Source organism: Corallococcus sp. AB011P, from assembly GCF_003611605.1.
GTDB lineage: Bacteria > Myxococcota > Myxococcia > Myxococcales > Myxococcaceae > Corallococcus > Corallococcus coralloides.
Genome location: NZ_RAVX01000006.1, coordinates 68,741 through 92,283 on the forward strand (window position 1 = coordinate 68,741; position 23,543 = coordinate 92,283).

At 69.5% G+C, this 23,543-nt stretch carries 20 protein-coding genes; 4 read left to right on the top strand and 16 right to left on the bottom strand.

What is annotated here, in order from left to right:
* Window positions 1-3: 3 nt before the first annotated feature.
* The 3 genes from D7X30_RS18400 to D7X30_RS18410 form a co-directional block, all read right to left on the bottom strand.
* Window positions 4-1,041 (bottom strand): hypothetical protein, encoded by a 1,038-nt coding sequence (locus tag D7X30_RS18400; protein ID WP_120564253.1) that lies wholly within the window; start codon window positions 1,039-1,041, stop codon window positions 4-6.
* Between the two features lie 196 nt (window positions 1,042-1,237).
* Complete coding sequence (locus D7X30_RS18405) at window positions 1,238-1,720, bottom strand: GNAT family N-acetyltransferase (RefSeq protein WP_120564254.1); 483 nt, start codon at window positions 1,718-1,720, stop codon at window positions 1,238-1,240.
* A gap of 5 nt (window positions 1,721-1,725) precedes the next feature.
* Window positions 1,726-3,012 carry an MFS transporter gene (locus tag D7X30_RS18410; RefSeq protein ID WP_120564489.1) on the bottom strand — a complete coding sequence of 429 codons (1,287 nt, stop codon included), beginning with the start codon at window positions 3,010-3,012 and terminating at the stop codon, window positions 1,726-1,728.
* Between the two features lie 192 nt (window positions 3,013-3,204).
* On the opposite strand from D7X30_RS18410, the gene D7X30_RS18415 reads away from it, so the two are divergent.
* Complete coding sequence (locus tag D7X30_RS18415; RefSeq protein WP_120564255.1) at window positions 3,205-4,770, top strand: glucan 1,4-alpha-maltotetraohydrolase domain-containing protein; 1,566 nt, start codon at window positions 3,205-3,207, stop codon at window positions 4,768-4,770.
* A 160-nt stretch (window positions 4,771-4,930) separates the two neighbouring features.
* Here the strand turns inward: D7X30_RS18415 and D7X30_RS18420 are convergent, their stop codons facing one another.
* Together D7X30_RS18420 and D7X30_RS18425 are read right to left on the bottom strand one after the other, a co-directional pair.
* On the bottom strand, window positions 4,931-6,775 hold the full coding sequence (locus D7X30_RS18420; protein ID WP_233591641.1) for a hypothetical protein: 1,845 nt from the start codon (window positions 6,773-6,775) through the stop codon (window positions 4,931-4,933).
* Window positions 6,772-6,981, bottom strand: a complete 210-nt coding sequence (locus tag D7X30_RS18425; protein ID WP_120564256.1) for a hypothetical protein — start codon at window positions 6,979-6,981, stop codon at window positions 6,772-6,774. The genes D7X30_RS18420 and D7X30_RS18425 overlap by 4 nt, the downstream gene beginning before the upstream one ends.
* 150 nt (window positions 6,982-7,131) lie before the next feature.
* Here D7X30_RS18425 and D7X30_RS18430 point away from each other — a divergent pair, with 150 nt between their 5' ends.
* Window positions 7,132-8,115, top strand: a complete 984-nt coding sequence (locus D7X30_RS18430; RefSeq protein ID WP_120564257.1) for a hypothetical protein — start codon at window positions 7,132-7,134, stop codon at window positions 8,113-8,115.
* Window positions 8,116-8,213: 98 nt separating this feature from the next.
* Here the strand turns inward: D7X30_RS18430 and D7X30_RS18435 are convergent, their stop codons facing one another.
* From D7X30_RS18435 to D7X30_RS18445, 3 genes are read right to left on the bottom strand one after another with little or no spacing between them, the layout of a single operon-like run.
* Window positions 8,214-11,372 (bottom strand): efflux RND transporter permease subunit, encoded by a 3,159-nt coding sequence (locus tag D7X30_RS18435; protein ID WP_120564258.1) that lies wholly within the window; start codon window positions 11,370-11,372, stop codon window positions 8,214-8,216.
* A gap of 28 nt (window positions 11,373-11,400) precedes the next feature.
* Window positions 11,401-12,543, bottom strand: a complete 1,143-nt coding sequence (locus tag D7X30_RS18440; RefSeq protein WP_199724405.1) for an efflux RND transporter periplasmic adaptor subunit — start codon at window positions 12,541-12,543, stop codon at window positions 11,401-11,403.
* Between the two features lie 26 nt (window positions 12,544-12,569).
* Window positions 12,570-14,003 carry a TolC family protein gene (locus tag D7X30_RS18445; protein ID WP_233591643.1) on the bottom strand — a complete coding sequence of 478 codons (1,434 nt, stop codon included), beginning with the start codon at window positions 14,001-14,003 and terminating at the stop codon, window positions 12,570-12,572.
* A gap of 207 nt (window positions 14,004-14,210) precedes the next feature.
* Here D7X30_RS18445 and D7X30_RS18450 point away from each other — a divergent pair, with 207 nt between their 5' ends.
* Window positions 14,211-14,609 (top strand): MarR family winged helix-turn-helix transcriptional regulator, encoded by a 399-nt coding sequence (locus tag D7X30_RS18450; protein ID WP_233591644.1) that lies wholly within the window; start codon window positions 14,211-14,213, stop codon window positions 14,607-14,609.
* Between the two features lie 97 nt (window positions 14,610-14,706).
* Here the strand turns inward: D7X30_RS18450 and D7X30_RS18455 are convergent, their stop codons facing one another.
* Window positions 14,707-15,000, bottom strand: coding sequence for a FruA-associating protein, FapA (locus D7X30_RS18455; protein ID WP_014395578.1), 294 nt, complete (start codon window positions 14,998-15,000; stop codon window positions 14,707-14,709).
* 251 nt (window positions 15,001-15,251) lie between these two features.
* Here D7X30_RS18455 and D7X30_RS18460 point away from each other — a divergent pair, with 251 nt between their 5' ends.
* Complete coding sequence (locus D7X30_RS18460) at window positions 15,252-16,310, top strand: type IV pilus twitching motility protein PilT (RefSeq protein ID WP_233591645.1); 1,059 nt, start codon at window positions 15,252-15,254, stop codon at window positions 16,308-16,310.
* Between the two features lie 30 nt (window positions 16,311-16,340).
* On the opposite strand, the gene D7X30_RS18465 is transcribed toward D7X30_RS18460, so the two are convergent.
* The 7 genes from D7X30_RS18465 to D7X30_RS18495 all read right to left on the bottom strand — a co-directional run bounded on the left by D7X30_RS18465 (window position 16,341) and on the right by D7X30_RS18495 (window position 23,373).
* Window positions 16,341-17,972, bottom strand: coding sequence for a fumarate hydratase (locus D7X30_RS18465; protein WP_120564261.1), 1,632 nt, complete (start codon window positions 17,970-17,972; stop codon window positions 16,341-16,343).
* A gap of 42 nt (window positions 17,973-18,014) precedes the next feature.
* Complete coding sequence (locus tag D7X30_RS18470; protein ID WP_120564262.1) at window positions 18,015-18,584, bottom strand: class I SAM-dependent methyltransferase; 570 nt, start codon at window positions 18,582-18,584, stop codon at window positions 18,015-18,017.
* Window positions 18,585-18,626: 42 nt separating this feature from the next.
* On the bottom strand, window positions 18,627-18,806 hold the full coding sequence (locus tag D7X30_RS18475) for a hypothetical protein (protein ID WP_120564263.1): 180 nt from the start codon (window positions 18,804-18,806) through the stop codon (window positions 18,627-18,629).
* A 184-nt stretch (window positions 18,807-18,990) separates the two neighbouring features.
* Window positions 18,991-20,277 carry an MFS transporter gene (locus tag D7X30_RS18480; protein WP_120564264.1) on the bottom strand — a complete coding sequence of 429 codons (1,287 nt, stop codon included), beginning with the start codon at window positions 20,275-20,277 and terminating at the stop codon, window positions 18,991-18,993.
* Window positions 20,278-20,349: 72 nt separating this feature from the next.
* On the bottom strand, window positions 20,350-21,456 hold the full coding sequence (locus tag D7X30_RS18485; protein ID WP_120564265.1) for an isopenicillin N synthase family oxygenase: 1,107 nt from the start codon (window positions 21,454-21,456) through the stop codon (window positions 20,350-20,352).
* Window positions 21,457-21,570: 114 nt separating this feature from the next.
* Window positions 21,571-22,197, bottom strand: a complete 627-nt coding sequence (locus D7X30_RS18490; protein WP_120564266.1) for a protease — start codon at window positions 22,195-22,197, stop codon at window positions 21,571-21,573.
* Window positions 22,198-22,287: 90 nt separating this feature from the next.
* Window positions 22,288-23,373, bottom strand: coding sequence for a M35 family metallo-endopeptidase (locus D7X30_RS18495; protein ID WP_120564267.1), 1,086 nt, complete (start codon window positions 23,371-23,373; stop codon window positions 22,288-22,290).
* Between the last annotated feature and the right edge of the window lie 170 nt (window positions 23,374-23,543).

Here is a 23,543-nt window from a genome sequence, read left to right on the forward strand (position 1 = left end):
CGCTCAGCGGAAGACGGTGGTGTGGGAGCCGAGCACGATGCCGCGCTTGCCCGCCAGCGCCTTGCTCCGCTCGGGAGTCATCCCCAGCTGCTCCGGCGTGAAGAGCCGGCCGTAGAGCCGGTGGTCGGAAGAGACGAACGGGAGGACCCGGACCGTGATGGACATCCCCGGGAGCGGGGCGTGGTTGTTGGACCAATACGAATAGTCGATGGTCGTCTTGTAGTTGGCCGGCACGAGGCAGTCGATCCCCGTGTGCCAGTTGCGGTTGCCACTCTGGTCCGGAAGCGTCTCGGGCACCGTCGTCTTCCCCAGGCTGATGAGAGGCGAAGGCCCCGGAGTCCCCGCCGAGAAGGCGACGCTCGCCCCCGCGGGGACGTTCACGCACTTGATGTCGAAGGTCACCATCGCCGAGGCAGAGCCCTGATCGAAGTTGATGCCCTTGGTGGTGTAGTCCGGCTTGTTGGCATCCACGATGGTGACGTTCCGCCAGCCGAACCCCGGGTTGTCCAGGATGAACTCCGTCAGCTGGTCCATGTTGCCCACGGCAGCGGTGGGAACAGGGTTCGGGTGCGTCGTGTTCGAGACCCGGGAGATGAGGCAGTAGTGGTCAGGGGTGGGGGCCCTCCAGACGAACGGGTTGTCCGTCACGGCGATCTTGCCGCTGTCTGCCTTGATGATGTTCTTGGTCCCGTTGTCGACGTTCTTGTCGCTGGTCTGCAACTCATTGTCCGCCCACAGGTAGGGATACAAGAGCAGACTCGCCGGAACGGCATACAGCGACACGCTTCCGGACCGGGATTCACCCGCCAGGTTCTTGGCGCGCAGGTAGATGTAGTTGTCGCCGCTCTCGATCAGGTTCTGCCCCACATCCGAGCTGTAGTTCCCGGCGAAGAACTCCGCCGGATTGAGCGTGGGGGAGATGCCCTGGGGGATGATGTCCGGCGATTGATAGGCAATCGTGTTCGTCGACTCGTTCCCGAAGTTGCGCTCACCGGTGTCACCGGTGTTCACACGGAAGAACAAATCATTGTACTGGGTCATGGGTGTCCACCTTGGCTTGGGTGAGGTTCCCCGTGAGGCTGGCTCGCAGGGGTGCGGCCCTGCGGTGCATCCTGAATGCCAAGGATGTTCGAACCCCAACTGGCTGGAACCATTCGGGCGGACCGGCGAAGCGGTGGGCCTTCCCCACGACCCTGACGTGGCAGGCACGGAGTCTGACGTGTCAGCCCGCCTGCCGTCAGAGCGTGACGGCCATCTCCACGTCCGCGCGCGAGTAGCCCGTCTCGTGGGCAATCTCCGGGCCCGTGCGCGTGGTGACGAAGCCGTGCTTGCGGTACAGGCCCAGCGCGGGCCCCAGCGCGCTGTTCGTCACCAGGACCATCCGCTTCGCGCCACGCTCACGGGCCGTGGCCAGCGCGGCCCGCATCAGCGCGTCGCCCAGGTCGCGGCCCCGCGCCTCCGGGGCCACCGCCATCTTGCACAGCTCGAACGTGTCCGCGTCCTCGCGCCTCAGCGCGCACGTGCCCAGCACCTGTCCGTCCACGAGCGCGAAGAACACCTCGCCCCCCGGCGCCACGAACATCCCATGAGGGTCCGCGAACGAGGCCTCGTCCGAGCCCTCGATGCGGAAGTCCTTTTCAATCCACTGCCGGTTGAGCCGCGCGAAGTGCTCGCGCAGCTCCGGCCGGTAGGGGACGACCTCGACGGACGCAGGGGCCATGGCGCTCACGCGGTGGCGGGGGCCGCGGCGGGCTTCTTGCGCAGGAAGAGCACGAAGATGAGCGCCACGATGCTGATGCCCACCAGCGTAATCAGCCCGTCCGCCGCGATGGTGGCGCGCGTGCCGATGCCGCGGAACTCCGACGCGTGCCCGTCCAGCGCCGTCGTGTAGCTGATGGCGAAGTTGGAGGCCGCGACGAAGAGCGAGTACTTCGTCGTCACCGCCGCGCCGTCGTTCACCATCTCCAGCACCATGCCGGCGAAGGCCGCGAAGCCCGCGCCGTTCGCGAAGCTGTACGCGAGCGAACCCCAGATGTACGTGTCCGTCGTCATGGGCCCCGCCGCCATGGCGAACGCGGCCATCGCGGTGGCTCCGCCCATCAGCGCGTACGCGAGCTTGCGGTTCATCCGGTCCGACAGCCAGCCGCCCATCAGTGAGCCCACCGCGCCGGTGACGGCCATGCCCGGACCGTTCACCATCTCCACCGTATGCTCCGGCACCTGGTACGCGCCCGCCATCGCGCTGAAGAGGTTGCTGAGCGCGCCGCAGCTCACCGGCGCCAGGCAGAGCACCAGCATGATGATCCCGTCGCGGCTGAAGGCCGTCTTCACCAGGTCCATCACGATGCTCTTCACCCGGTCCACCGCCGCCTTGAACAGCGGCCCGGTGGGCACGGCGGAGGGGTCATGCCGCTCGGTGATCCAGAAGATGCCCGCGCCGCTCGCCAGCACCAGCGTGGCCAGCACGATGCCCGCCACCTGCCGGGAGAACTGGGTCGCCAGGAAGATGGCCAGCGCGCCCATCATCGCGGTGGAGCCCACGTTGCCCGCCATCTGCCAGCCGCCCGTGCGCCCCTTGTCGGACGGCTTGGACGTCGTGGCCATCAGCCCGTTGAGCGCCGCGTGCGCCGTCGTCGCCGCCGCCTGCAACGCGGTGAGCATCAGCGTGAAGACGCCCAGGTGCTTCGCGGGCTCCGGGAACATCGCGCACGCCAGGAGCAGCAGCGCGGTGAGCAGCGTGCTCACTCCGTACCAGACGCGGCGCCACGGCCCCAGGTCGATGAGCGGCACCCACAACAGCTTCCACGCGTGCGGAGAGAACGCCGTGCCGGACAGCACGCCAATCTCCGCCAGCGGCATCCCGTCCTTCGCCAGCCAGTACGGCACCGCCGTCTGGAGGTAGCCCACCGCGGCGCCGAACTGCACCTCCAAGAGGCCGAACAGCGGGGGCCAGGCCCAGCGCGGTTCCTCGGCGGGAGCGGTGGCCGGAAGGGCGGTCTCTTGTTCAATCAAGGGCGACACCTACAGGGGAGGACAGGGGAGGGTGGGATTCTAGACACCTCTGGCGTCCTGCACAGCGCGACGCACCGCGCCGTCCGCTCGGATGCACCGGGTAGGAGGGCCCCTTCGACGGGGAGTCCTGGTCCGTGTCGGAAGCCGGGACTAGCTTGCCCGCGCTTTCCCCCACAACCCCGAGGTCCCCCGATGACGTTGAAGACCCGACTGCTGGTCGTCTCCACGGCTGGCCTGTTCGCCGCCGCGCCCGCCGTGGCCAGGCCGCTGGATGGCGCCAGCACCGACGTGATGATCCAGGGCTTCCACTGGAACTCCGCCAGCGCGGGCGGGTGGTGGAACACGGTGAAGAACAACGCGGCCGCGGTGAAGGCCGCGGGCTTCACGATGATCTGGCTGCCGCCGCCGTCCGACGCGGCGTCCACGCAGGGCTACCTGCCCCGGCAGCTCAACGTGCTCAACTCCAGCTACGGCACGGAAGCGGAGCTCACCCAGGCGCTGGCCGCGCTCAACGCGCAGGGCGTGAAGCCCATCGCGGACATCGTGGTGAACCACCGCGTGGGCACCGCCAACTGGGCGGACTTCACCAACCCCACCTGGAGCGGTTGCAGCGCGGTGGCCGCGGGGGATGAATGGACCAGCGCCTGCGGCAACGCGGACAGCGGCGAGGGCTACGCCGCGGCGCGCGACCTGGACCACTCGCAGACGAACGTGCGCGCGGACCTGAAGACGTGGATGGGCACCCGCCTGAAGGGCGTGGGCTTCGCGGGCTGGAGGTTCGACTTCGTGAAGGGCTTCGCGGGCAGCTACGTGAAGGAGTACGTCACCGCGACGGACCCGTGGTTCTGCGTGGGTGAGTTCTGGCCCACGAACTACTTCGACGCGAACAACCCCAACAACTGGAAGCAGCAGATCACCAACTGGGTGGACGCGACCACGGGCACCTGCGCCGCGTTCGACTTCGCCACCAAGGGCCTGCTCAACGACGCGCTCACCAACAACAACTACACGCGCCTGAAGGCGTCCGACGGCAAGCCCGCGGGCGGCATCGGCTGGTGGGCCAGCCGCCACGTCACCTTCGTGGACAACCACGACACCGGCCCCAGCGAGACGTGCGGCAACGGGCAGAACCACTGGCCGGTGCCGTGCACCAAGGTGATGACGGGCTACGCCTACGTGCTCACCCACCCGGGCATCCCCACCGTCTACTGGGCGCACTACTTCAACTGGGGCCTGGGCAGCTCCATCAAGACGCTGATGGACATCCGCAAGAACGCGGGCCTCACGTCTGAATCCACCGTCAGCATCCAGCGCGCGGAGAGCGGCCTGTACGCGGCCATCATCGGCGGCAAGGTGGCGGTGAAGCTGGGCAGCGGCTCCTGGACCCCCGGCACCGGCTGGACGCAGGCCGCCTCCGGCACGGACTACACCGTGTGGACCACCGGCACGCCCCCCACCGGCACCACCGCCAACGTGGAGTTCGTGTGCAACAACGGCACGACCGTGATGGGCCAGAACGTCTACGTCGCCGGCAGCGTCGCGGCGCTCGACTCGTGGAGCCCCACCACCACGAAGATTCTCAGCCCCACCGCGTACCCCACCTGGCGCGGCACCTACGCGCTGCCCGCGAATACCCCGGTGCAGTGGAAGTGCCTCAAGCGCGACGGCAGCGGCAACGTCGTCTGGCAGGGCGGTAGCAACAACACCGTCACCACCCCGGCCGCCGGCGGCAGCATCACCGTCACCGCCAGCTTCTAGGGCGCACTCCTCTTAGACCTCTTGGGCGTCGGCTCCCTGGGGGAGGAGGGCGTGCTGGCTGGCGAGCAGGGATGCGCTGCAAGGGGCTGCTCCAGCGGCACGCCCTGGCCCCTGTGCGGACGGTAGCCCCCTGGCCACTCTTGGCCTGGGGGTTCCACCGTCATGGGGAAGACATCAGCCGGAGGCCATGCTCGCGCACCAGCGTGGCCCGCGCGGCCTCGGAGACAGCCGTCTCGCGCAGGTCGAGCTCACGAAGGAGGGGAAGCCGGTGGAGCACGGGCATGCCGGCGTCCGTGACCTTCGTGCGCAGCAGGTACAACGTGAGCAGGGAGCCCGGGAGGTGAACGAGCGCCTCGTCCCCGATGCGGGTGCCGGCGAGGCTCAACCAGGAGAGCTTCTCGAAGCCCGCGAGCATCCGCGCCCCGTCGTCGTTCAGCCAGGTGCCTCCCAGGTCGAGCATGACGAGGTGGGGGAGCTTCTGGAGCGGCACCAACCCCGAGCCGCTGATGGGGGTCCCCGAGACCTGGAGTGACTCCAGCTCCCGCAACTCGGAGAGCTGGCCAAGCCCCAGGTCCGTGAGGAGCGTGCGGATGGCGCGGAGCGACTGGAGCCGGGAAAAGGTCTGAAGGGTGGCCACCCACCCGTCGTTGAAGCCGGTCCGGCTCAAATCCAGGTGCCGCAGGACCATGCGCGAGCCGAGCTGCTTCAATGCATCGGGGCCGATGCGCGTGGCACTGAGGTCGAGCCGGGAGAGCCGCTCCAGGGGCTCCAGCGACGCGAGCGACGCGTCCTCCAGCGCGAGACCCGAGAGCCCGAGGCTCTCGAGCGCCTGGTGGCCGGCCAGCGCCGGGAGGCCGCTCCCGGTGACTGCCGTGCGCGACAGCTCCAGGTCGCGCAGGTGGTGGAGGCCTCGCAGGTGGCGCAGCGCCGCGTTCCCGAACGGGGTGTCGTCGAGATGGAGAACCTCCAGCCGTGTGAGCCCGGCAAGGTGACGACCCCCTGGGCCGCGGATGCGTGTCTTGCTGAGCACCAGCACCCGTAGCACCGGCAACCGCGCCAGGTGGACGAGCCCCGCATCCGTCACCCCGGTGCTTCCCAGGTGGAGCGCGTCCAGCATGCGCAGCCCTGCGACGTGTGCCAGGCCTGAGTCCGAGACGGCCGTCCGCGCCAGGCCCAGCCAGCTCAGGGCCGGCATTCTCCTCAGGGCGCCGAGGCCGGCATTCGTGACGTGGGTGCCGCTCATGACGAGTGTGCGCAAGCGGTCCCCGGGCAGGGACGCAAGGACCGTGTCATCGGCCGTGGTGTCCGAGAGATCCAGCCACTCCAGCTCCGTCTGTGCCGCGAGCAGGCCGAGCCCCCGCGGGCTCACCGACGTGCCGCTGAGCGAGAGCCGGCGCAGCGTCGTCAGCGAGGCGAGGAGAACCAGCCCCCGGTCGGACACCGTGGTGGCATCCAGCCGCAGGATGGCCAGGTGTGGCATTCCCTGGAGAGAGGCGAGCCCCGCATCGGTTACCCGTGTCCCGTCGAGGTGCAGGGCCTTCAGCCGTGCCGCGTTCCTCAGGGCGGCGAGGTGCTCATCGCCGAACGCGGTGTCGGAGAGATGGAGCGATACGACGGAGGTGCCCTCGACGAGGAGCGCGAGCAGGGCTGGGGCGGGGGGGCCCTGCTCCCCGAAGGAGAGACCGGGGACGCGGTATTCGCGCAGCACGGCGGCCAGCGCCTGGGCCTGGTCCGGTGTCCTCACGGGCTCCAGAGGCTCGGCGTACCAGTCTCCGTCGGGAAGCGGCTGGGGGGCGGCATCACCCGCCGGCAGCAGACCCCACGGGGAGGACGTTCCGTCCGGCAGGAGCCGGTATGCCTGGAGGGAGGGACGTGGGGGGGCCACGACCGCGGGAGCCGGAGGCGCGGTCGGGCGGGGTGGGGGGATGGGGGCGGGCGATGAGGCGCAGCCCACCGCGAGCAGCAGTCCCGCCAGTCGCAGCCAACTCCAGGGGCCATTCATCATCCCAAGCGCTCCTTGTCCGTCCTCGGTACTGGCTCCAGGTACATCCCCCGCGCCCGGAACGACGCATGGAACCTCTCGAGGATATCGAAGAGGACGCGCTCGTGCGCACGCGGAGTGTCGCTCGGCATCCGGTTGACGTGCAGGTGCAAGTCGCTCGCGGCCACCGCTTCGACCACGGGCTCGAAGGGGTGGCTCCAAGACGCCAAGGCAGGAGCCCCTATCGCACGTTCCACCAGGGGCGCCTGTGTTCCATCTGTTACTTGAGTTCCAGACTTCGAGCTGTCACAGGGAGGCGTTTCACTCCCAGGGCGGGTCCCCCCGCCCTCCTTGAGAAGGTGGACGCGATGAAGTGTGGAATGGCAGTGCGAAGCGCGGTGCTGGGCATGTCCGCGGTGGGCCTGATGGGCGCCTGTGGCGGCCAGCCGGAGCAGACCCCGGCCCCCGAGGGCGGCGACACGGTGACGACGGCGACGCAGTCGCTGGTGCCGGCTCCGCCCGCTCCGTTCGACAGCTACCTGTACATCGCGGGCAACCTCTCCGTGGGCAGCGCGGTGACGGGGAACACCGGCACGTCCGCGAACTACGAGGGCTACAAGCTCACCGTCCCGGCGCACACGCAGGTGGCGCTGGAGGTGACGCACCTGGGCACCGGCATGGGCGTGGACACCGGCCTGTACGTGTACGGCCCCAAGACGCAGTACGGCTACGGCTACTGGCCGCTCTACGGGGACGACGACTCCGGCTACGGCGAGCTGAGCAAGCTTCCGCTCGCGACCTTCAATCAGGCGGGCGAGTACCTGGTGGTGGTGGGCTGGAGCAACGGCCTGGCCAAGAACTACCGCCTCCAGGCCTCCTGCGTGGGCGGCGCGTGCGTGGCGAACCCCTCTCCGGCGCCGGCCAATGCCCCGGTGACGCTGGCGGCGTTCCCCCTCGACGGAACCCTCAACGCGGTGCTCGGCGGGGCCAACGCGTACCGCGAGGACATGTACTCGTTCCTGGACCGGTATGACTTCGCGTGGCCGTACTCGACGCACGCCTCGCTGGACGCGGCGGCGGCGGCGGTGCTGGCGCGCAGCGAGTACAAGGGCTACCGCAACGACCCGTCCCCGGGCACGTACACCTACGCGGCGTTCCTGTCGCGGATGTACCTGCAGTTCCAGCCGCTGCACCAGGCCATCCTCGACACCTACGGCGAGAGCGCCGCGAACGCGCAGGTGAAGAGCTACTTCCGCGAGTTCAGCACCGGCCCCAACGGCGACAACTGGCGCACGCTCAACATCATCCTGCTGCCCGAGTCCCGCCACGTCCTCGTGTACGAGCAGACCGCCCACGAAATCTGACGCGCGCGGCAGTCCCCTGAAAACACCACCGCCCTCCTCTTCGCGAACTTCGAAGGGGAGGGCGGTCTGTTCTTGAAGCGCTGTCCTGCCGGGTCAGCTCACGGCGCGTGGGCCGGAGCGGGCTCGTGCGGCGTGGGTGTCTCCTCCTCACCGCTGGACCGCTTCGCGTCCCCACGCACCTTCTGCATGAGGACGTAGAGGCCCGGGATGAAGATGAGGTTGACGATGGTGGACACCAGCATGCCGCCGAACACCGCGGTGCCCAGCGAGTTGCGCGCCGCCGCGCCCGCGCCGGACGCCGTCATCAGCGGCACCACGCCCAGGAGGAACGCGATGGACGTCATGAGAATCGGGCGCAGGCGCACTTCCGCCGCCGTCACCACCGCGTCCAGCGCGCTCTTGCCCTGTTCGCGCAGCTGCTCCGCGAACTCCACGATGAGGATGGCGTTCTTGGAGGACAGGCCCACCAGCATCACCAGACCCACCTGGCAGAACACGTCGTTGGCGAAGCCGCGCGCCACCTGCAACCCCAGCGCGCCCATGATGGCCAGCGGCACCGACAGGATGATGACGAACGGGAGGCTGAAGGACTCGTACTGCGCCGCCAGCACCAGGAACACGAAGAGGATGCCCAGGGCGAAGATGATCATCGTCTGCCCGCCGGACTCCTTCTGCTCCAGGCTGATGCCCGTCCACTCGGAGGACATGCCCTGGGGCAGCGCCGCCTGGGCCACCTGCTCCATGGCCTCCAGCGCCTGGCCGGACGACACGCCGGGCGCGCCCTGGCCGTTGATCTCCACGGAGCGGAACAGGTTGTAGTGCTTGATGACCTGCGCGGAGACGATGGGCGTCACCTTCACCAGCGACTCCAGCGGAATCATGTCCCCGGCTTCCGTGCGCGCGTAGAACGAGTTGATGTCCTGGGGGCTGTCGCGGAACTGCTGCTCGGCCTGGACGTACACGCGGTAGGTGCGGCTGGCGTAGTTGAAGTCGTTGACGTACTGGCTGCCCATGTAGAGCTGCATCACGCCGAAGATCTGCTCGATGGGCACGCCCAGCGCCTTGGCCTTCTGGCGGTCCACCTCCACGTCCAGGATGGGCGTGTTGGCGTTGAAGGGGGTGTAGACGCCGCGCAGGCGGCCCTCCTCGTTGCCCTTCTGCACCATCTCCTGCGTGGCGTTGGCCAGGTCCTCCAGCGAGTGGTTGCCGGCGACGTCCTCCACGATGAACTGGAAGCCGCCGACACTGCCCACGCCGCGGATGGCGGGGGGCTGGAAGGGGATGACGCGCGCGCTGCCAATCTTGCCCAGCGGCCCGCGCAGCCGCTCCACCAGCGCGGCCACGGACTGGTCCTTCCCCGTGCGCTCCTCCCACGGCTTGAGGGCCGTGAAGACGGTGGCGTAGTTGGAGCCGTTGCCGCTGGGGGAGAAGCCACCGATGGCGAACATCACGTTCACCTCCGGCTGGGCCTTGAGCACCGCCTCCACCTCCTGGAGCACCTTCTCCGTCTGGCTGAGGGCCATGCCCTCCGGCCCCTGCACGGAGATGATGACGTAGCCCTGGTCCTCATCCGGGATGAAGCCCGTGGGCGCCGAGCGGAACAGCATCACCGTGGCGCCGATGCAGGCGAGGAACGCCACCAGCACGATGATCGGGTGCGCGAGCAGCTTGCGCAGCCCCTTGCCGTAGGTGTCACGCGTCCAGTCCAGCACCTGGTCCACCTTGCGGAAGAACACCCACTTGGGGCCGTGGTGGTGCTTGAGCAGCCGCGCGGACAGGGCGGGCGTGAGCGTCAGCGCGCAGAAGGTGGACAGGGCCACCGACGCGGCGATGGTGAGCGCGAACTGCCGGTAGATGGAGCCCGTGGTGCCCGGGAAGAGGGCCACCGGGATGAACACCGCCACCAGCACCACGGAGATGGCCACCACCGCGCCGGCCACCTCCTTCATGCCTTCGCGCGCCGCCTGGAACGCGTTGAGCCCACGCTCCGCCATCAGGCGCTCGATGTTCTCGATGACCACGATGGCGTCGTCCACCACGAGGCCCGTGGCCAGCGTGAGGCCGAAGAGGGTGAGCGTGTTGATGGAGAAGCCCATCATGTAGACGAACGCGAACGTGCCCACCAGCGACACCGGCAGGGTGAGCGCCGTGATGAGGACGCTGCGCCACCCGTGCAGGAACAGGAAGATGACCAGGATGACGAGCGCGATGGCTTCAATGAGGGTGTGGATCACCTCGTTGACGGAGGCGCGCACCGCCAGCGTGGTGTCCGTGCCGGTGCGGTACTCCAGGCCCGGCGGGAAGGCCTGCGACAGGCGGTCCAGCTCCTTGATGACGCCGTCGCGCACGTCCAGCGCGTTGGCGGTGGGCAGCTGGAAGATGGCCAGGCCCACGCCGGTGCGGCCGTTGAAGCGCAAGAGGGTGCCGTAGTTCTCCGCGCCCAGCTCCACGCGGCCCACGTCCTTCACCGTGACGGCGCGGCCGTCGTTGTTGCGCATGAGCACGATGTCGCCGAACTCCTCCGGCTCCACCAGGCGGCCCCGGGCGCGCACGGCGATCTGATACGGCTGCTCGTCGCTGGACGGCGGCTGGCCCACCTGGCCCGCGGCCACCTGGAGGTTCTGCTCCTGGAGCGCGCGCACCACGTCCTGCGGCGTCATGTTCCGGCGCGCCAGCTCGGATGGATCCAACCACAGGCGCATGGAGAACTTGCGCTCACCGAAGATGCGCACCTCGCCCACGCCGCGCACGCGCTTGATGGCGTCCTTGAGGTTCACGTCCGCGTAGTTGGAGAGGAACTTCGCGTCGTAGCGGTTGTCCGGGGAGGACAGACCCACCGTCAGCAGCATCTGGCTGGAGGCCTTGTTCACCACGATGCCCGTCTGGTTCACCTGGGCGGGCAGGCGGGCCGCGGCGCGGCTCACGCGGTTCTGCACGTCCACCGCCGCCACCTCGATGTTGCGCGTGGGGGCGAAGGTGACGGTGATGGTGCTGGTGCCGTCGTTGCTGCTGGTGGAGGTGATGTAGCGCATGTCCTCCACGCCGTTGAGCTCCTGCTCCAACGGGATGGTGACGGCGGACTCCACCACCTCGGCGCTGGCGCCGACGTAGGTGCTGGTGACGGTGACTTGCGGCGGCGCCAGGTCCGGGTACTGCGCGATGGGCAGCGTCGGGATGGCGATGACGCCCACCAGCGTCAGGATGATGGAGCAGACGATGGCGAAGACAGGCCTGCGGATGAAGAAGTCGACGAACACGGTGTGGCGCCTCTCTTAGACGTGCCTGCTAGCGGCTGCCGCCGGTGGTGCCGCCGCCACCCGACGCGGTGCGGGGCGGCTGGGAGGATTCGCCGGTGTTCACGGTGACCTGCTTGGGGATGACGGGCATTCCGTCGCGCAGCATGTGCAGCGACGACACCGCGACGAGGTCGCCCTGCTTCAGGCCGCCCTCGACCACGTAGGACATGTCGCCCAGCTGGCCCAGGGCCACCGGGCGGCGCTCCACCTGCGTCTTGCCGTCCTTCGTCTCCACCACCATGGCGAAGGGCTGGCCGCTCTGGCGCACCACCGCGAGCGCCGGAATCTGGAGCGCGTCCCGCGTGGAGTACACCAGCCGCGCCCGCAGCAGCTCACTGGGGCGCAGGCCCACCGTGTTGCGGAAGGCGGCCTTCACCTCCACCAGCTGCGTGCGAGGGTCCGTCTGCGGCGCCACGTAGAAGACCGTGCTGGAGAGGATGACCCTGCCCTGTTGATCCAACAGCTCCAGCTGGGTGTCCGGCTTGAGCGACCGCGCGCGGAACGACGGCACCGACACGCTGACCTCCAGCGCGTCCGCCTGGGCCACCGTCGTGAGCGTCGTGGTGGCGCTCACGAAGTCACCCACGCGCACCAGCACGTCGCCCATGGTGCCCGCGAACGGCGCGCGCACCACGTGGAACTGCAGCTGCACCTGGCGCTGGGCCACGTTCGCGCCCGCCGCGCGCGCCGCCGCCTCCGCCGCCTTCACCGCCGCCTGGGCGCGCTCCAGCTCCTGCACGCTGGCCAGTCCCTCGCGGTTGAGGGACTCGGTGCGCGCGAGCGTGCGCTTCGCCAGCTCCAGCTCCACCGCGGAGGAGCTCTGCTGGGCCTGGGCGCTGTCCAGCGCCGCGGTCTCCTGGCGCGCGTCCACTTCAATCAGCGGCGCGCCGGCCTCCACCTTCTGGCCGGGCTTCACCAGAATCTTGCGGATGTAGCCGTTCACCTGCGGCAGCACCGACACGCTCTGCCGCGACAGCAGCGAGCCCAGGTACTCCCCGGTGTCCCGCACCTCGTGCGGCGCCAGCGCCACCACCTGCACCTCTCGCGGCGGCGGTGCGGCCTTCGCCTCCGGCTTGCCCGAGCACCCGGCCACGCCAGCCACCAGCGCCGCGCCCCACACCGTCTTCGTCATCAGCGCCTTCAGGGGGCGTACCCTCGTCACCAGTCGCACCGGGCCTCCGTCAGGAACGCGTCCAGGCGGGCCTGGACGAGCTCGAATTCCCTCAAAACCAACGCGAGCTGCGCCTGGCGGAGGGCGGCTCCGCTCTGCACCAGCTCCAAGCTGCTACCTCGTCCCACCTCGAAGGCCCGGCGCGTGAGCCGGTCCGTCCGGTCCGCCAGCTCCAGGGACTCGGCGGCGGTCTTCAACAGCGCCTCGGCCACTTCCACTCCACGCCGCGCGCGAGAAACCTCCACACCCACGTTGCGGCGGGTGGCCTCCAGCGACTGGGCCGTCTGTTCTTCAATGCCCTTGCGCTCGCGCACGAGCCCTTCGCGCTGACCGCCCTCCCACAGGGGGACGGACAGCACCGCGGACACGTTCCAGGTGGCGAAGCGGCCAAAGCCGGGGTCGGTGGTGAAACCCACCAGCGTGCTGCTCAGTCCCAGGGTGGGCAGGTAGCCGGCGGAAGCCTGGCGCCGGCTCTCCCGGGCCGCGTCCACGTTGGCCCTCTGGGCCACCAGGTCCGGGCGGTTGGCCAGGTCCTGCAGCGGGGCGCACTGCTGGCGCGTCTGCTCCACCAGCCCGCCCAGGTTGAACGCCGGGTTGACGCCCACGCCGTGGTCCTCGCCCAGGGACAGGCCCAGCGACTCCCTCGTCCGGCGCAGCTGCTCGTCCCCGGCCACCAGCGCCTGCCGGGCCACCGCCACGTCCTGGCTCACGCGCACCACGTCCAGCTGCGTGCCGGCGCCCAGCTCGAAGGAGCGCTGGGTGATGGACTGGCGCTCCAGGGCCTGCCGCAGGCCCACGCGGTTGATCTCCGCGGCGCGCTCGGCGGCCACCGTGGCCACCAGCACCTGCGCCAGCCCCTGGGTGAGGCGGCGCTGCACGTCCTGGAGGTTGGCCACGGACGCGGACTCGGAGGACTTCGCGGACGACAGGCCCCGCCATGCCCCCACATCGATGATGGACTGGGTGAGGGACGCGGACACCGTGCCCAGGGGCGCGCTGGGACCCGCCACCCCGGTGCCGGTGTTGGAGCCGCCCACGAAGCCGCCGCCCGCGGCGGAGGGCACGTCCGGGTGGAGCACGTCCACGCCCACGCCCGCGGTGGCCCGCGCGTTGGGCAGCAAGAGGCCCAGGGACTGGCGCCACCGGCCCTGCGCGCGCGACACGCCGGCCTCCGCGTTGCGCAGGTCCGTGGAGCGCTGGCGCACCCGGGTGAGGGCGTCGTCCCACGTCTTCACCTGCTCCGGCGCGGGCGGGACGGGTGTGAGCATGGGGTCGTCCACCTTCGGCTGGAAGGGGACGGGGGCCGGCGCGGACGCGGCGGCGCTGGCTTCAGGCGTGGGCTGCTGCGGGGCCGGGGACGCGGACGGCGCCTGCTGCGCGGAGGCGAGGAGAAGGACGAGAAGGGCGCTGGAGGTGGCCATACTCTGGAGCGGCAGGTCTTTCCGGCAGGAGCGAGTGGTGGTACCCACCCCGGGTTCCCTGCGCGCGGTCAAGATGTAATTGACAACCGTTGTTGAATGCAATCATCTCTTACGCCCATGACCATCGCTGAGCAAGTGGCATCGACGCGACGCGCAGTGGTCCGGCTGCTCACCCAGAAAGTGGGAGAGCAAACGGATCGGCCGCTGATGCAACTGCTCGTGCTGAAGAACATCGGGATCCACGGCATCCACAGTCAGGCGCAGATCGCGGAGCGGCTGCTCATTGACGCGCCCGCGGTGAGCCGGCTGGTGGACCGGTTGGAGGAGGATGGGCTGGTGGCGCGCCGCGCGGGGGAGAACCGCCGCTGCGTGCGCCTGGAGATCACCGACGCGGGGCGCCGGGAGCTCCAGGCCCTGGAGCTCGCCGCGCAGTGGCTGGATGCCCAGGCGCGCGCGTACCTGGCGCCGCCGGAGGTCGAGGATCTGTCGCGCCTCCTGGACAAGCTGCAGACGGGGCTGTGCCAGCTGCTGGGCAACGAGCCCGCGCATCCGCCGCGCAAGGACGACCCGCCCTGCGGGCCGTCCACCTCCAACGACAACGGGTGACGACGGGAGGCGGAAGGCCGGGCGCGATGCCCGTCCCGCCGCCGCCCCGCCGCCACCCGTGCGCCACGTCCGGGGGGGAGGAGGTGGTCCGTCGTGACTACCGGTGACGCGGGATGTTGCGGGCCACGTGCAGGGCCCACGCCTCCGCCGAGTCCAGCTCCGCGCGGGCCTCGGCGTAGCGGTCCTTCGCCGCTTCACTGAGGTCGTTGGCGAAGATGGCGTCGTGCAGCTCCTTCTGGGCGCGGGTCAGCCGCAGGCTCGTCTGAAGCCACAGCCGGGCCGCCATGCGCGGCGTAATCACCACCTGGGTGGGATCCCACACCTCCAGGGCGGCGTAGTCAGCGGAAGACAGCTCTTCGTAGTGGGGGGCCTGCTCGGTTTGTGCGTTCATGCCCGGATGTTCGCCACGGATTCCGGGCAGGGCATCCGGGCCGCCCGGGCAGGAAGACGGCCACTGGTGAGCAGTCGAGGACAGTTCCTTCATCCCCCGGGGTACTCGCCTTCCTTGATTTGCGGGAAAACTTAGTACAGTGAGGCTGGGGAATGCTTCCCACATTGCAACCATGGAGCGCGCGGGTGCCCTTCTCCTAGAATCCTCCGCTCCATTCGTGAAGTGAGAGGGATTACCTGGACCTGAACACCTTGAACAAGCTGCTCACCGTTGGCGTCCAGAACGGGGCTTCGGACATCCACTTCCGTCCTGGGGATCCGCCCATCTACCGGGTGAACGGCGTGTTGCGGCCGTTGAAGATGGAAAAGCTTCAAGCGGATCACACGAAGCAGGTGGCGATGCACGTGATGAACGATCCGCTGATGAAGGCGCAGGTGGACAGTGTGCAGGAATGCGACTCGTCCTACAGCCTTCCGGGCGTGGCGCGTTTCCGGGTGAACATCTACCGGCAGCGCGGCTCGCTCGCCTGCATCCTGCGCATCATCCCGGATGAGATTCCCAGCATCGACGGGCTGGGCCTGCCGCAGGTGCTGAAGACGATCGCGGGCAACGAGCGCGGGTTGGTGCTGGTGACGGGGGCCACGGGGTCCGGCAAGAGCTCCACGCTGGCGTCGATGATCAACCACATCAACCACACGGAGAGCCTGCACATCCTCACCATCGAGGACCCCATCGAGTTCATCTACAAGAACGTGAAGTCCTCCATCTCCCAGCGGGAGATTGGCCCGGACACGGCGAACTTCGCCATCGCGCTCAGGGCGGCGCTGCGTCAGGACCCGGACGTCATCCTGGTGGGCGAGATGCGCGACACGGAGACCATCGACATCGCGCTGAAGGCTTCGGAGACGGGCCACCTGGTGCTGTCCACGGTGCACACCACGGACGCGTCGCGCACCATCAACCGCCTGGTGTCGGTGTTCCCCGCGGAGGAGCAGACCATGGTGCGCATGCGCCTGGCGGACTCGCTCAAGGCGACCGTCTCCCAGCGCCTGTTGCCCAGGGCCACCGGCAAGGGCCGCACGGTGGCGCTGGAGATCATGGTGCAGACGAAGACGGTGGAGCAGTACATCCGGGACGACCGCGCCTCGGAGCTCAAGGACGTCATCGAGAAGGGCCGCGACATGTTCGGCATGCAGTCCTTCGATCAGCACCTGACGCAGCTGTACCGCGCGGGCGACATCACGCTGGAGACGGCGCAGAGCGCGGCCTCCAACCCGGCGGACTTCCAGCGCGCGCTCGAGTTCGACTGAGAGCGCACGCCGGAAGGTGACTTCCAATGCCTACTTCTTCGCGGACGGCTTGTTGATGTTCGCGAAGAAGTCGTTGCCCTTGTCATCCACGACGATGAAGGCCGGGAAGTCGACCACGTCGATCTTCCACACGGCCTCCATGCCCAGCTCGGCGTACTCCAGCACCTCCACCTTCTTGATGCAGTCCTGCGCCAGGCGCGCGGCCGGGCCGCCGATGGAGCCCAGGTAGAAGCCGCCGTGCTTCTTGCACGCCTCCGTGACGGCGGGGGAGCGGTTGCCCTTGGCGAGCATCACGAAGCTGCCGCCCTCCGCCTGGAACTGATCCACGTACGCATCCATGCGGCCCGCGGTGGTGGGGCCGAAGGAGCCGGACGCGTAGCCCTCCGGCGTCTTCGCCGGGCCCGCGTAGTAGACCATGTGGTCCTTGAGGTACTGGGGCATGCCCTCGCCCCGGTCCAGCCGCTCCTTGATTTTCGCGTGCGCGATGTCGCGCGCCACCACCAGCGAGCCGGACAACGACAGGCGCGTCTTGATGGGGTAGCGCGACAGTTCCGCGCGCAGGTCGCTCATGGGGCGGTTCAGGTCCAGCTTCACCACGTCGCCGGACAGGTCCGTGTCCGTCGTCTCCGGCAGGTACTTCGCCGGGTCCGTCTCCAGCGCCTCCAGGAAGACGCCGTCGCGGGTAATCTTCCCCAGCGCCTGGCGGTCCGCGGAGCACGACACGGCGATGGCCACCGGGCAGGACGCGCCGTGGCGGGGCAGGCGGATGACACGCACGTCGTGGCAGAAGTACTTGCCGCCGAACTGCGCGCCAATGCCGGTGCGCTGCGTGAGCTTGAGCACCTCCTGCTCCAGCTCCACGTCGCGGAAGCCCCGGCCCAGCGCGTTGCCGGACGTAGGCAGCGTGTCCAGGTAGCGCGCGGAGGCGTACTTCGCCGTCTTGAGCGCGAACTCCGCGGACGTGCCGCCCACCACGATGGCCAGGTGGTACGGCGGGCACGCGGCGGTGCCCAGCGCGCGGATCTTCTGCTCCAGGAACGCGAGCAGGCTCTGCGGGTTGAGGACGGCCTTCGTCTCCTGGAAGAGGTAGCTCTTGTTCGCGGAGCCGCCGCCCTTGGCCATGAAGAGGAACTTGTAGGCGTCGCCGTCGGTCGCGTAGAGCTCGATCTGCGCGGGCAGGTTGTTGCCCGTGTTGACCTCCTTGTACATGTCCAGCGCCGCCATCTGCGAGTAGCGCAGGTTGGCCGTGAGGTACGTGTCGAACACGCCTCGGGAGATGGCCGCCTCGTCGCCGCCGCGGGTGAGGACGTACTGGCCCTTCTTGCCCATCACGATGGCGGTGCCGGTGTCCTGGCAGGAGGGCAGCACGCCGCCCGCGGCGATGTTCGCGTTCTTGAGCAGCTCCACCGCCACGAACTTGTCGTTGGGCGACGCCTCCGGGTCCTTGAGGATGTTCGCCAGCTGCTGCAGGTGCCCGGGCCGGAGCAGGTGCGAGATGTCCCGCATGGCCTCGCGCGTGAGCAGCGTGAGCGCCTCCGGCTCCACCTGGAGGAAGCTGCGTCCGCCCGCCTCGAACGTGGAGACGCCCTCCTTCGTGAGGAGGCGGTAGGGCGTCTCGTCCTTGCCAAGCGGCAGCATGTCCTGGAACTGGAAGTCACTCATCGCGGGCGGGTCTCTTCGAGAAGGGGTGGACGGGCGGGGACTCTACTCACGGGGCGGCGCGCGGGGCGGCACTTCGTAGAGGTAGACAGGCGTGCGGTAGAGGTCCTGGAGCCGCACGCTGCGCACGGGCGTCCAGCCGCGCAGCCCGAAGGTGTGGCTGATGATGCGAGCGCCTTCCGGAAGCTCGGCCGCGAAGCGGGGCGCCAGGCGCGTCATGAGGCCCGGGGACAGGTAGCAGACGACGCAGGTTGCGTCCTGGAGGGACGCGGCGAAGAAGTCCCCGCGTACCAGCGTGAGGTTTCCGCGGGGGAAGAGCCGCTGGCGCAGCCGGCTGAAGAGCCAGGGCAGCCAGGACAATTCATACGCGACGATGCGCGCCTGGGGGCAGTGGTCCGCCAGGTTGAAGGCCACGTCGCCCCAGCCCGAGCCCAGATCCACCACGGTGCCCCGGGTGTCCCCCGGGAGCATGGCCAGCAGCGCCCGCCGCACCCGGGGCGAACTGGGCATGGGTGGCGTGCCGGTGCGCAGCGTGGAGACGACGATGGACAGCACCCCCACGAGGAGCACCGCCCAGAGCAGCAGGAAGAAGAGGAAGGAGCCGGTCGCGCCCACGGTCAGCGCGCATCATCGCGCGGGAGCGCCCCGCGCGGGGCCCTACTTGCGAGGGTGGTTGCCGGCGTCCACGCGGACCACGCGGGGCGCGCCCGGGTCCGGCTGGGGGGTGACAGGGACAGGGACCGGCGTGGGCTGGTCAGGCTCGAAGAGGGCCCGGCCCAACACGAGGCACAGAGCCGTCCCTACACAGAGTGCCAGCACGTGGAAGTAGTACGCCATGGGACGAGGGTCCAAGCACGGACCATACCACCGGCGACCCTCCTCTGAAGGTGGGGGCCGGCGCGCCCCAGTTGTGTCCTTCCTGGCTACAAGCCCTGTCGGCAGGTGGCCGTCCAGGCAACAGCCCCCTCACCCGGTGTCAAACCTTCGCGGGCCATGGTTTTCACCCTGCGCCCGGGAGGCCTCAGACGGAGGGCGCGGACTCGGTGGGGGCCTGTTCGGGGAGGGGCGGGCGGTGGGCGGCGGACTCCAGCCGGTCCACGTCGCGCAGCTCCGGGAAGAGCCAGGCCCAGAGGCCCACGACGATGAGCGTGCCCACGGCGCCAATCACCACCGCGTGCACGGCGCCCAGGGCCTCGGCGAGCGAGCCCGCGCGGAACTCGCCCAGCTCGTTGGAGGCGCCGATGCACATCATGTTCACCGCGCCCACGCGGCCTCGCATGTCATCCGGCGTGGAGACCAGCTCCAGCGTGTGGCGCACCACCACGCTCACCATGTCCGCCGCCCCGCCAATGGCGAGCGCCACGAGCGACAGGGGCAGGGACCTGCTCAGGCCGAACACCAGCGTGGCCGCGCCGAACACCGCCACCGCGCCGAACATCTTCCACCCGGCGTGGCCGCCCAGCGGACGGAACGCGAGCAGCACCGCCACCACCGCCGCGCCCGCGGCCGGAGCGCTGCGCAGCAGGCCCAGTCCCCACGGGCCGGTCTGCAGCACGTCGCGCGCGTAGATGGGCAACAGCGCCACCGCGCCGCCCAAGAGCACCGCGAAGAGGTCCAGGGTGAGGCTGCCCAGCAGGAGCCGCTTCTGGCGCACGAAGCGCAGGCCCGCGACGAGCGTCGTCAACGAGATGGGCTCGCGCGACGCGCTGCCGGTGCGCACCTTGAGCGAGAGGATCCACACGATGGTGAGCGCGCACAGCGACGCGGACGTGATGTAGACGCCCTTGCCGCCCAGCCATCCGTACAGCAGGCCGCCCACGGCGGGGCCGGCGATGGTGGCCACCTGCCACGTGGTGGAGTTCACCGCCACCGCGCGCGTCAGCTCCTCCGGCGGCACCAGGTAGGGCGTGAGCGCGGAGCCCGCGGGCGCATAGAAGGCGCGCGCGGTGCCGAACAGCACCAGCACGCCGTAGACGAACCGCACGTCCGTGATGTGGCCCAGCGTGAAGGACAACAGCAGCAGACTGCACACCAGCATCACGCCCTGGCAGATGGCCAGGATGCGGCGGCGGTCGTAGCGGTCCGCCACCTGTCCGCCCAGCAGGCTGAAGGCGAGGAAGGGGACGAACTGGGCCAGGCCCGTGTAGCCCAGCGCGAGCGCGCTCCCGGTGAGCTCGTACACCTGCCAGCCGATGGCCACCGACTCGATCTGCGCCGCGAGCACCGCACACAGGCGGGCGACCTGGTACAGCCGGAAGTCGCGGTGACGGAAGACGGAGCTGGCGAGGACGGAGGGGGTATCGGCCATGGAGGTGGCTGCGCTGTAACGCAGCCCGTCCCCCTCCGCCAGCCACAAGGGGCGCGCGGTCCCGGGCGCGCCTTATGAGGTCGCGCGCATCCGGTTCAGCCGGTCGTAGTGGCGGTAGCCCAGCTTGTCGAGCGCGGCGGGCGGCGCGAGCCCGATGTCCACCAGCGTCTTGATGTCGTACGTGCCCGCGAGCACCGGCGGCGCGTAGTTGGCCACCGCCTCCGGCGTGCGGAAGCCGGGCAGCGGGAAGAGCACCTGGCTGGTGTGCACGTGCATGAAGTGCGCGGCGGACTGGCGCTGCCACCCCGGCACGCCCGGCGCGGTGATGACGTGCGGCGTGGCGAGGAACGTGCCGCCCGTCAGGATTTCCAGCTGCTGGCCCACCTGCGCCACGATGCAGCCCGCGGGCGCGGTGCCTCGCACCATCTGGCCATTGGGCGCGTCCGGCGTCGCGCGCGTGCGCAGGTACAGGCCGCTCTGGTCATCCGGCTTCGGCGCGGGGCGGCCTTCCGGATCGAGGAACCGGCCTCCGGGCAACAGCGTCAGCAGGTTGAAGTCGGTGTGCTCTTCACCCCAGAGGATGCCGGTGTTCACCTGGGACGGGCCCAGCGGCAGGTACTGGAGCGCGCGCGTGACGTGGGGCGCCTTCTCGCACGAGGCGGTGAAGGTGTCCTGCGGCAGGTTCAGCGCCAGGGCGGCGCCACGCAAGAGCTTGAGGCCGGCCTCGTGCAGCGCGGTGCCCATGGTGAGCAGGCCCTCCTGGAAGAAGGGCGGCGCGTCGTCCGGCCAGATGTTCTCCGGGTAGAGCTCCGGGAACTCCATGGCGGACTGCGCGTCCGTGGGCGTGGGCGCCGCGAAGTAGCACTCCTTGAAGTCCGGCTGCCCGTTGCTGGCGACGGCGACCTCCGTGTTGGGAGGCGTCCAGCCGCGCTGGTACCAGAGGTCCGCGCGGCCCAGGGGGCGCTTCTGCGCGTCCGGGCGGGCCACGAAGGCGGAGAACGCGTCGTAGAAGCGCTCCAGCGCCGGCGCGTCCACGCCGTGGTTCTTCACGAACACGAGGCCGAAGACGCCGAAGGCCTCGCGCAGGGCCGCCGCCGCGCGCTCCAGACGCGCCGGTTCACCCGACGCCAGGTCCAAGAGGTCGACCGTCGGGATGTTCATCGTGGGGGTGTCCGCCATGGTGGGCCCAGGTGTATCGCGCCCGGGCCCGGCTGAGGAGGGGGACCGTGCCTGCATGCCCCTCCTGCTTCCGGGGAAATCCTGGAAGCGCCCCCTACCGCCTCACCGCTCCCATCAGCGCGCGGCGACCGTGACGTCCACGGGGGCGCACGTCACGGGGGTGGACTGGTAGTCGCCGCCCGGCCGGGGCACATCCTCCTTGCGCGTGGCCACGTCCATCAGCGCGTCGCGGAAGGTGATGCGGTAGGTGCCCGGCTTCTTGAAGTCCCAGGCCTGCGTCACCTCCACGGTGTTCTCCACCGTGGCGCCCGGGGCGATGGCCGCGTAGCTGTCCGCGGACGGGGCGGCGCGCTTCACCATGGGGCCCTGGTACGGCACCTCCTCGCCGTCGCGGGTCACCTGGAACACGGTGCCCAGGATGCCCTCCAGCGGCGTCTGCCACGTGAGCACCCAGACGGGAGACTCCGAGCGGTTGGTGAGCTTGAAGAGGACTTCAATGGACTCGCCCACCTTTGCCTTCGGGTGGACGCTGAGGGCGCACTCCAGCTTCGGGGTCGTCACGGCGGCGGGCTCCTTCGTGGGCTCGGCGGCGGGGGGAGGCGGCGGCGCGGCGGGAGGCGGCGTCGCGGCGACGGGGGCCTGTTGTTGCGCGGGGGCTTCCGCGGGCTTCGGGGTACAGGCGGTGACACCGGCGGCGGTGAGCACCGCGAGCCATGCGAGGTTCCTTCGTCCCAGGCCCATCACGTGACGCTCCTTGAGTACGTACGGCGAAAAGAAAAGGGGCGCGAGCCCAGGTGGCCCGCGCCCCGAAGTCAACGGTCCCGCATCACCTTACGGCAGCGAGGGGGTGTTCTCCGTGAAGTATTCGTGGCTGTCCGCGTTGTTACGCGCGCGCGTGGGGTTGGACTTGGCCAGGTTCTTCGCGGCCGTCTGGCCGTAGGCCCAGTCGTCCGTGCCGGCCACGACGGTGAAGTGGCTCATCTCGTGGACCAGCGTGCCCGCGCGCGAGTCCGTGCCCGTGTTGGGGGCGCTCCAGAAGGCGCCGCACACGTAGATCTTGTACGGCGAGGCCGGGTACACGTACGCGTACGTCCCGCTGTCGTTGCAGCTGCAGTCCACGACGACCGCCGCGTTCGCGAACGCGTTCTTGATGTTGTTGAAGTGCGTCTTGATCTCGTTCCAGCCGCTGCTGGAGTACGTGCCGAACCAGGTGGTGTAGCGGCTGGTCGCGGACGGCGTGCCGCTCAGGTACGTGTACGAGTTGTTGGAGTAGGTCTTCGCGCTGTTGTACGCGTTGGTGATGGTGGTCTGCTCGGAGCTGGTGCAGGCCCCGGAGTAGGACAGGCCCTGCGCCGTCACCGTGCCCATCGCCTCGGCGCCATCGCGGCTGGTGCGGCGGCCCTCGATGAAGAGGCTGACCGAGTTGGACGACAGCGCCGCTACGCCCTCTCGCGCCTCCAGCTCGTAGCGGATGGTGTACGTGCCGGAGACGGACAGGTCATACGCGTCCGACACGACGACCGGGCCGGAGATGCTCTGGCCGGGGGCCAGGGTGATGAGGTCCTCGGCGCGGCCCTGCACGCGCTTGAAGTGCGCGCCCGTGTACTCCACCGGCTGGCCGTCGCGGGACACCGACAGGCGGCCCTCGTTGAGGCCCTCGCCCGGCGCGTCCCACTTGTAGAGGGTCACCGGCGCGGAGGAGGTGTTGGTCAGCGTCACCTCCACCGCCACGCGCTCGCTGGCGGCCATGGAGGCCCTGCCCGCGGTGACCTGCGCCGTCAGGGCGCCCTGGGCCTGCTCCGTGGCCTCGGTCGGGGTGGGCTCACCCTCCGCCGGAGGAGCGCCGCAACCGCTCAGCAGGGAGACGCCGACCACCGTGCCCATCAGCCACTTGAAACCGCGAAGGCTCTTGCTCACGAGGAACTTCCTTTCGGAAACGACGCGACGGAACACCCAAGGGGAATGCCCGGGGATACATGCTTATAGGGGAAACCGGGCCCGCAGATGATGGCACGAAATACTGTGAAATAAATGCCTGCCGACTATCCGGGTTCACGCCGCGTCGCGGCCAACCGTGGCATGGAGCG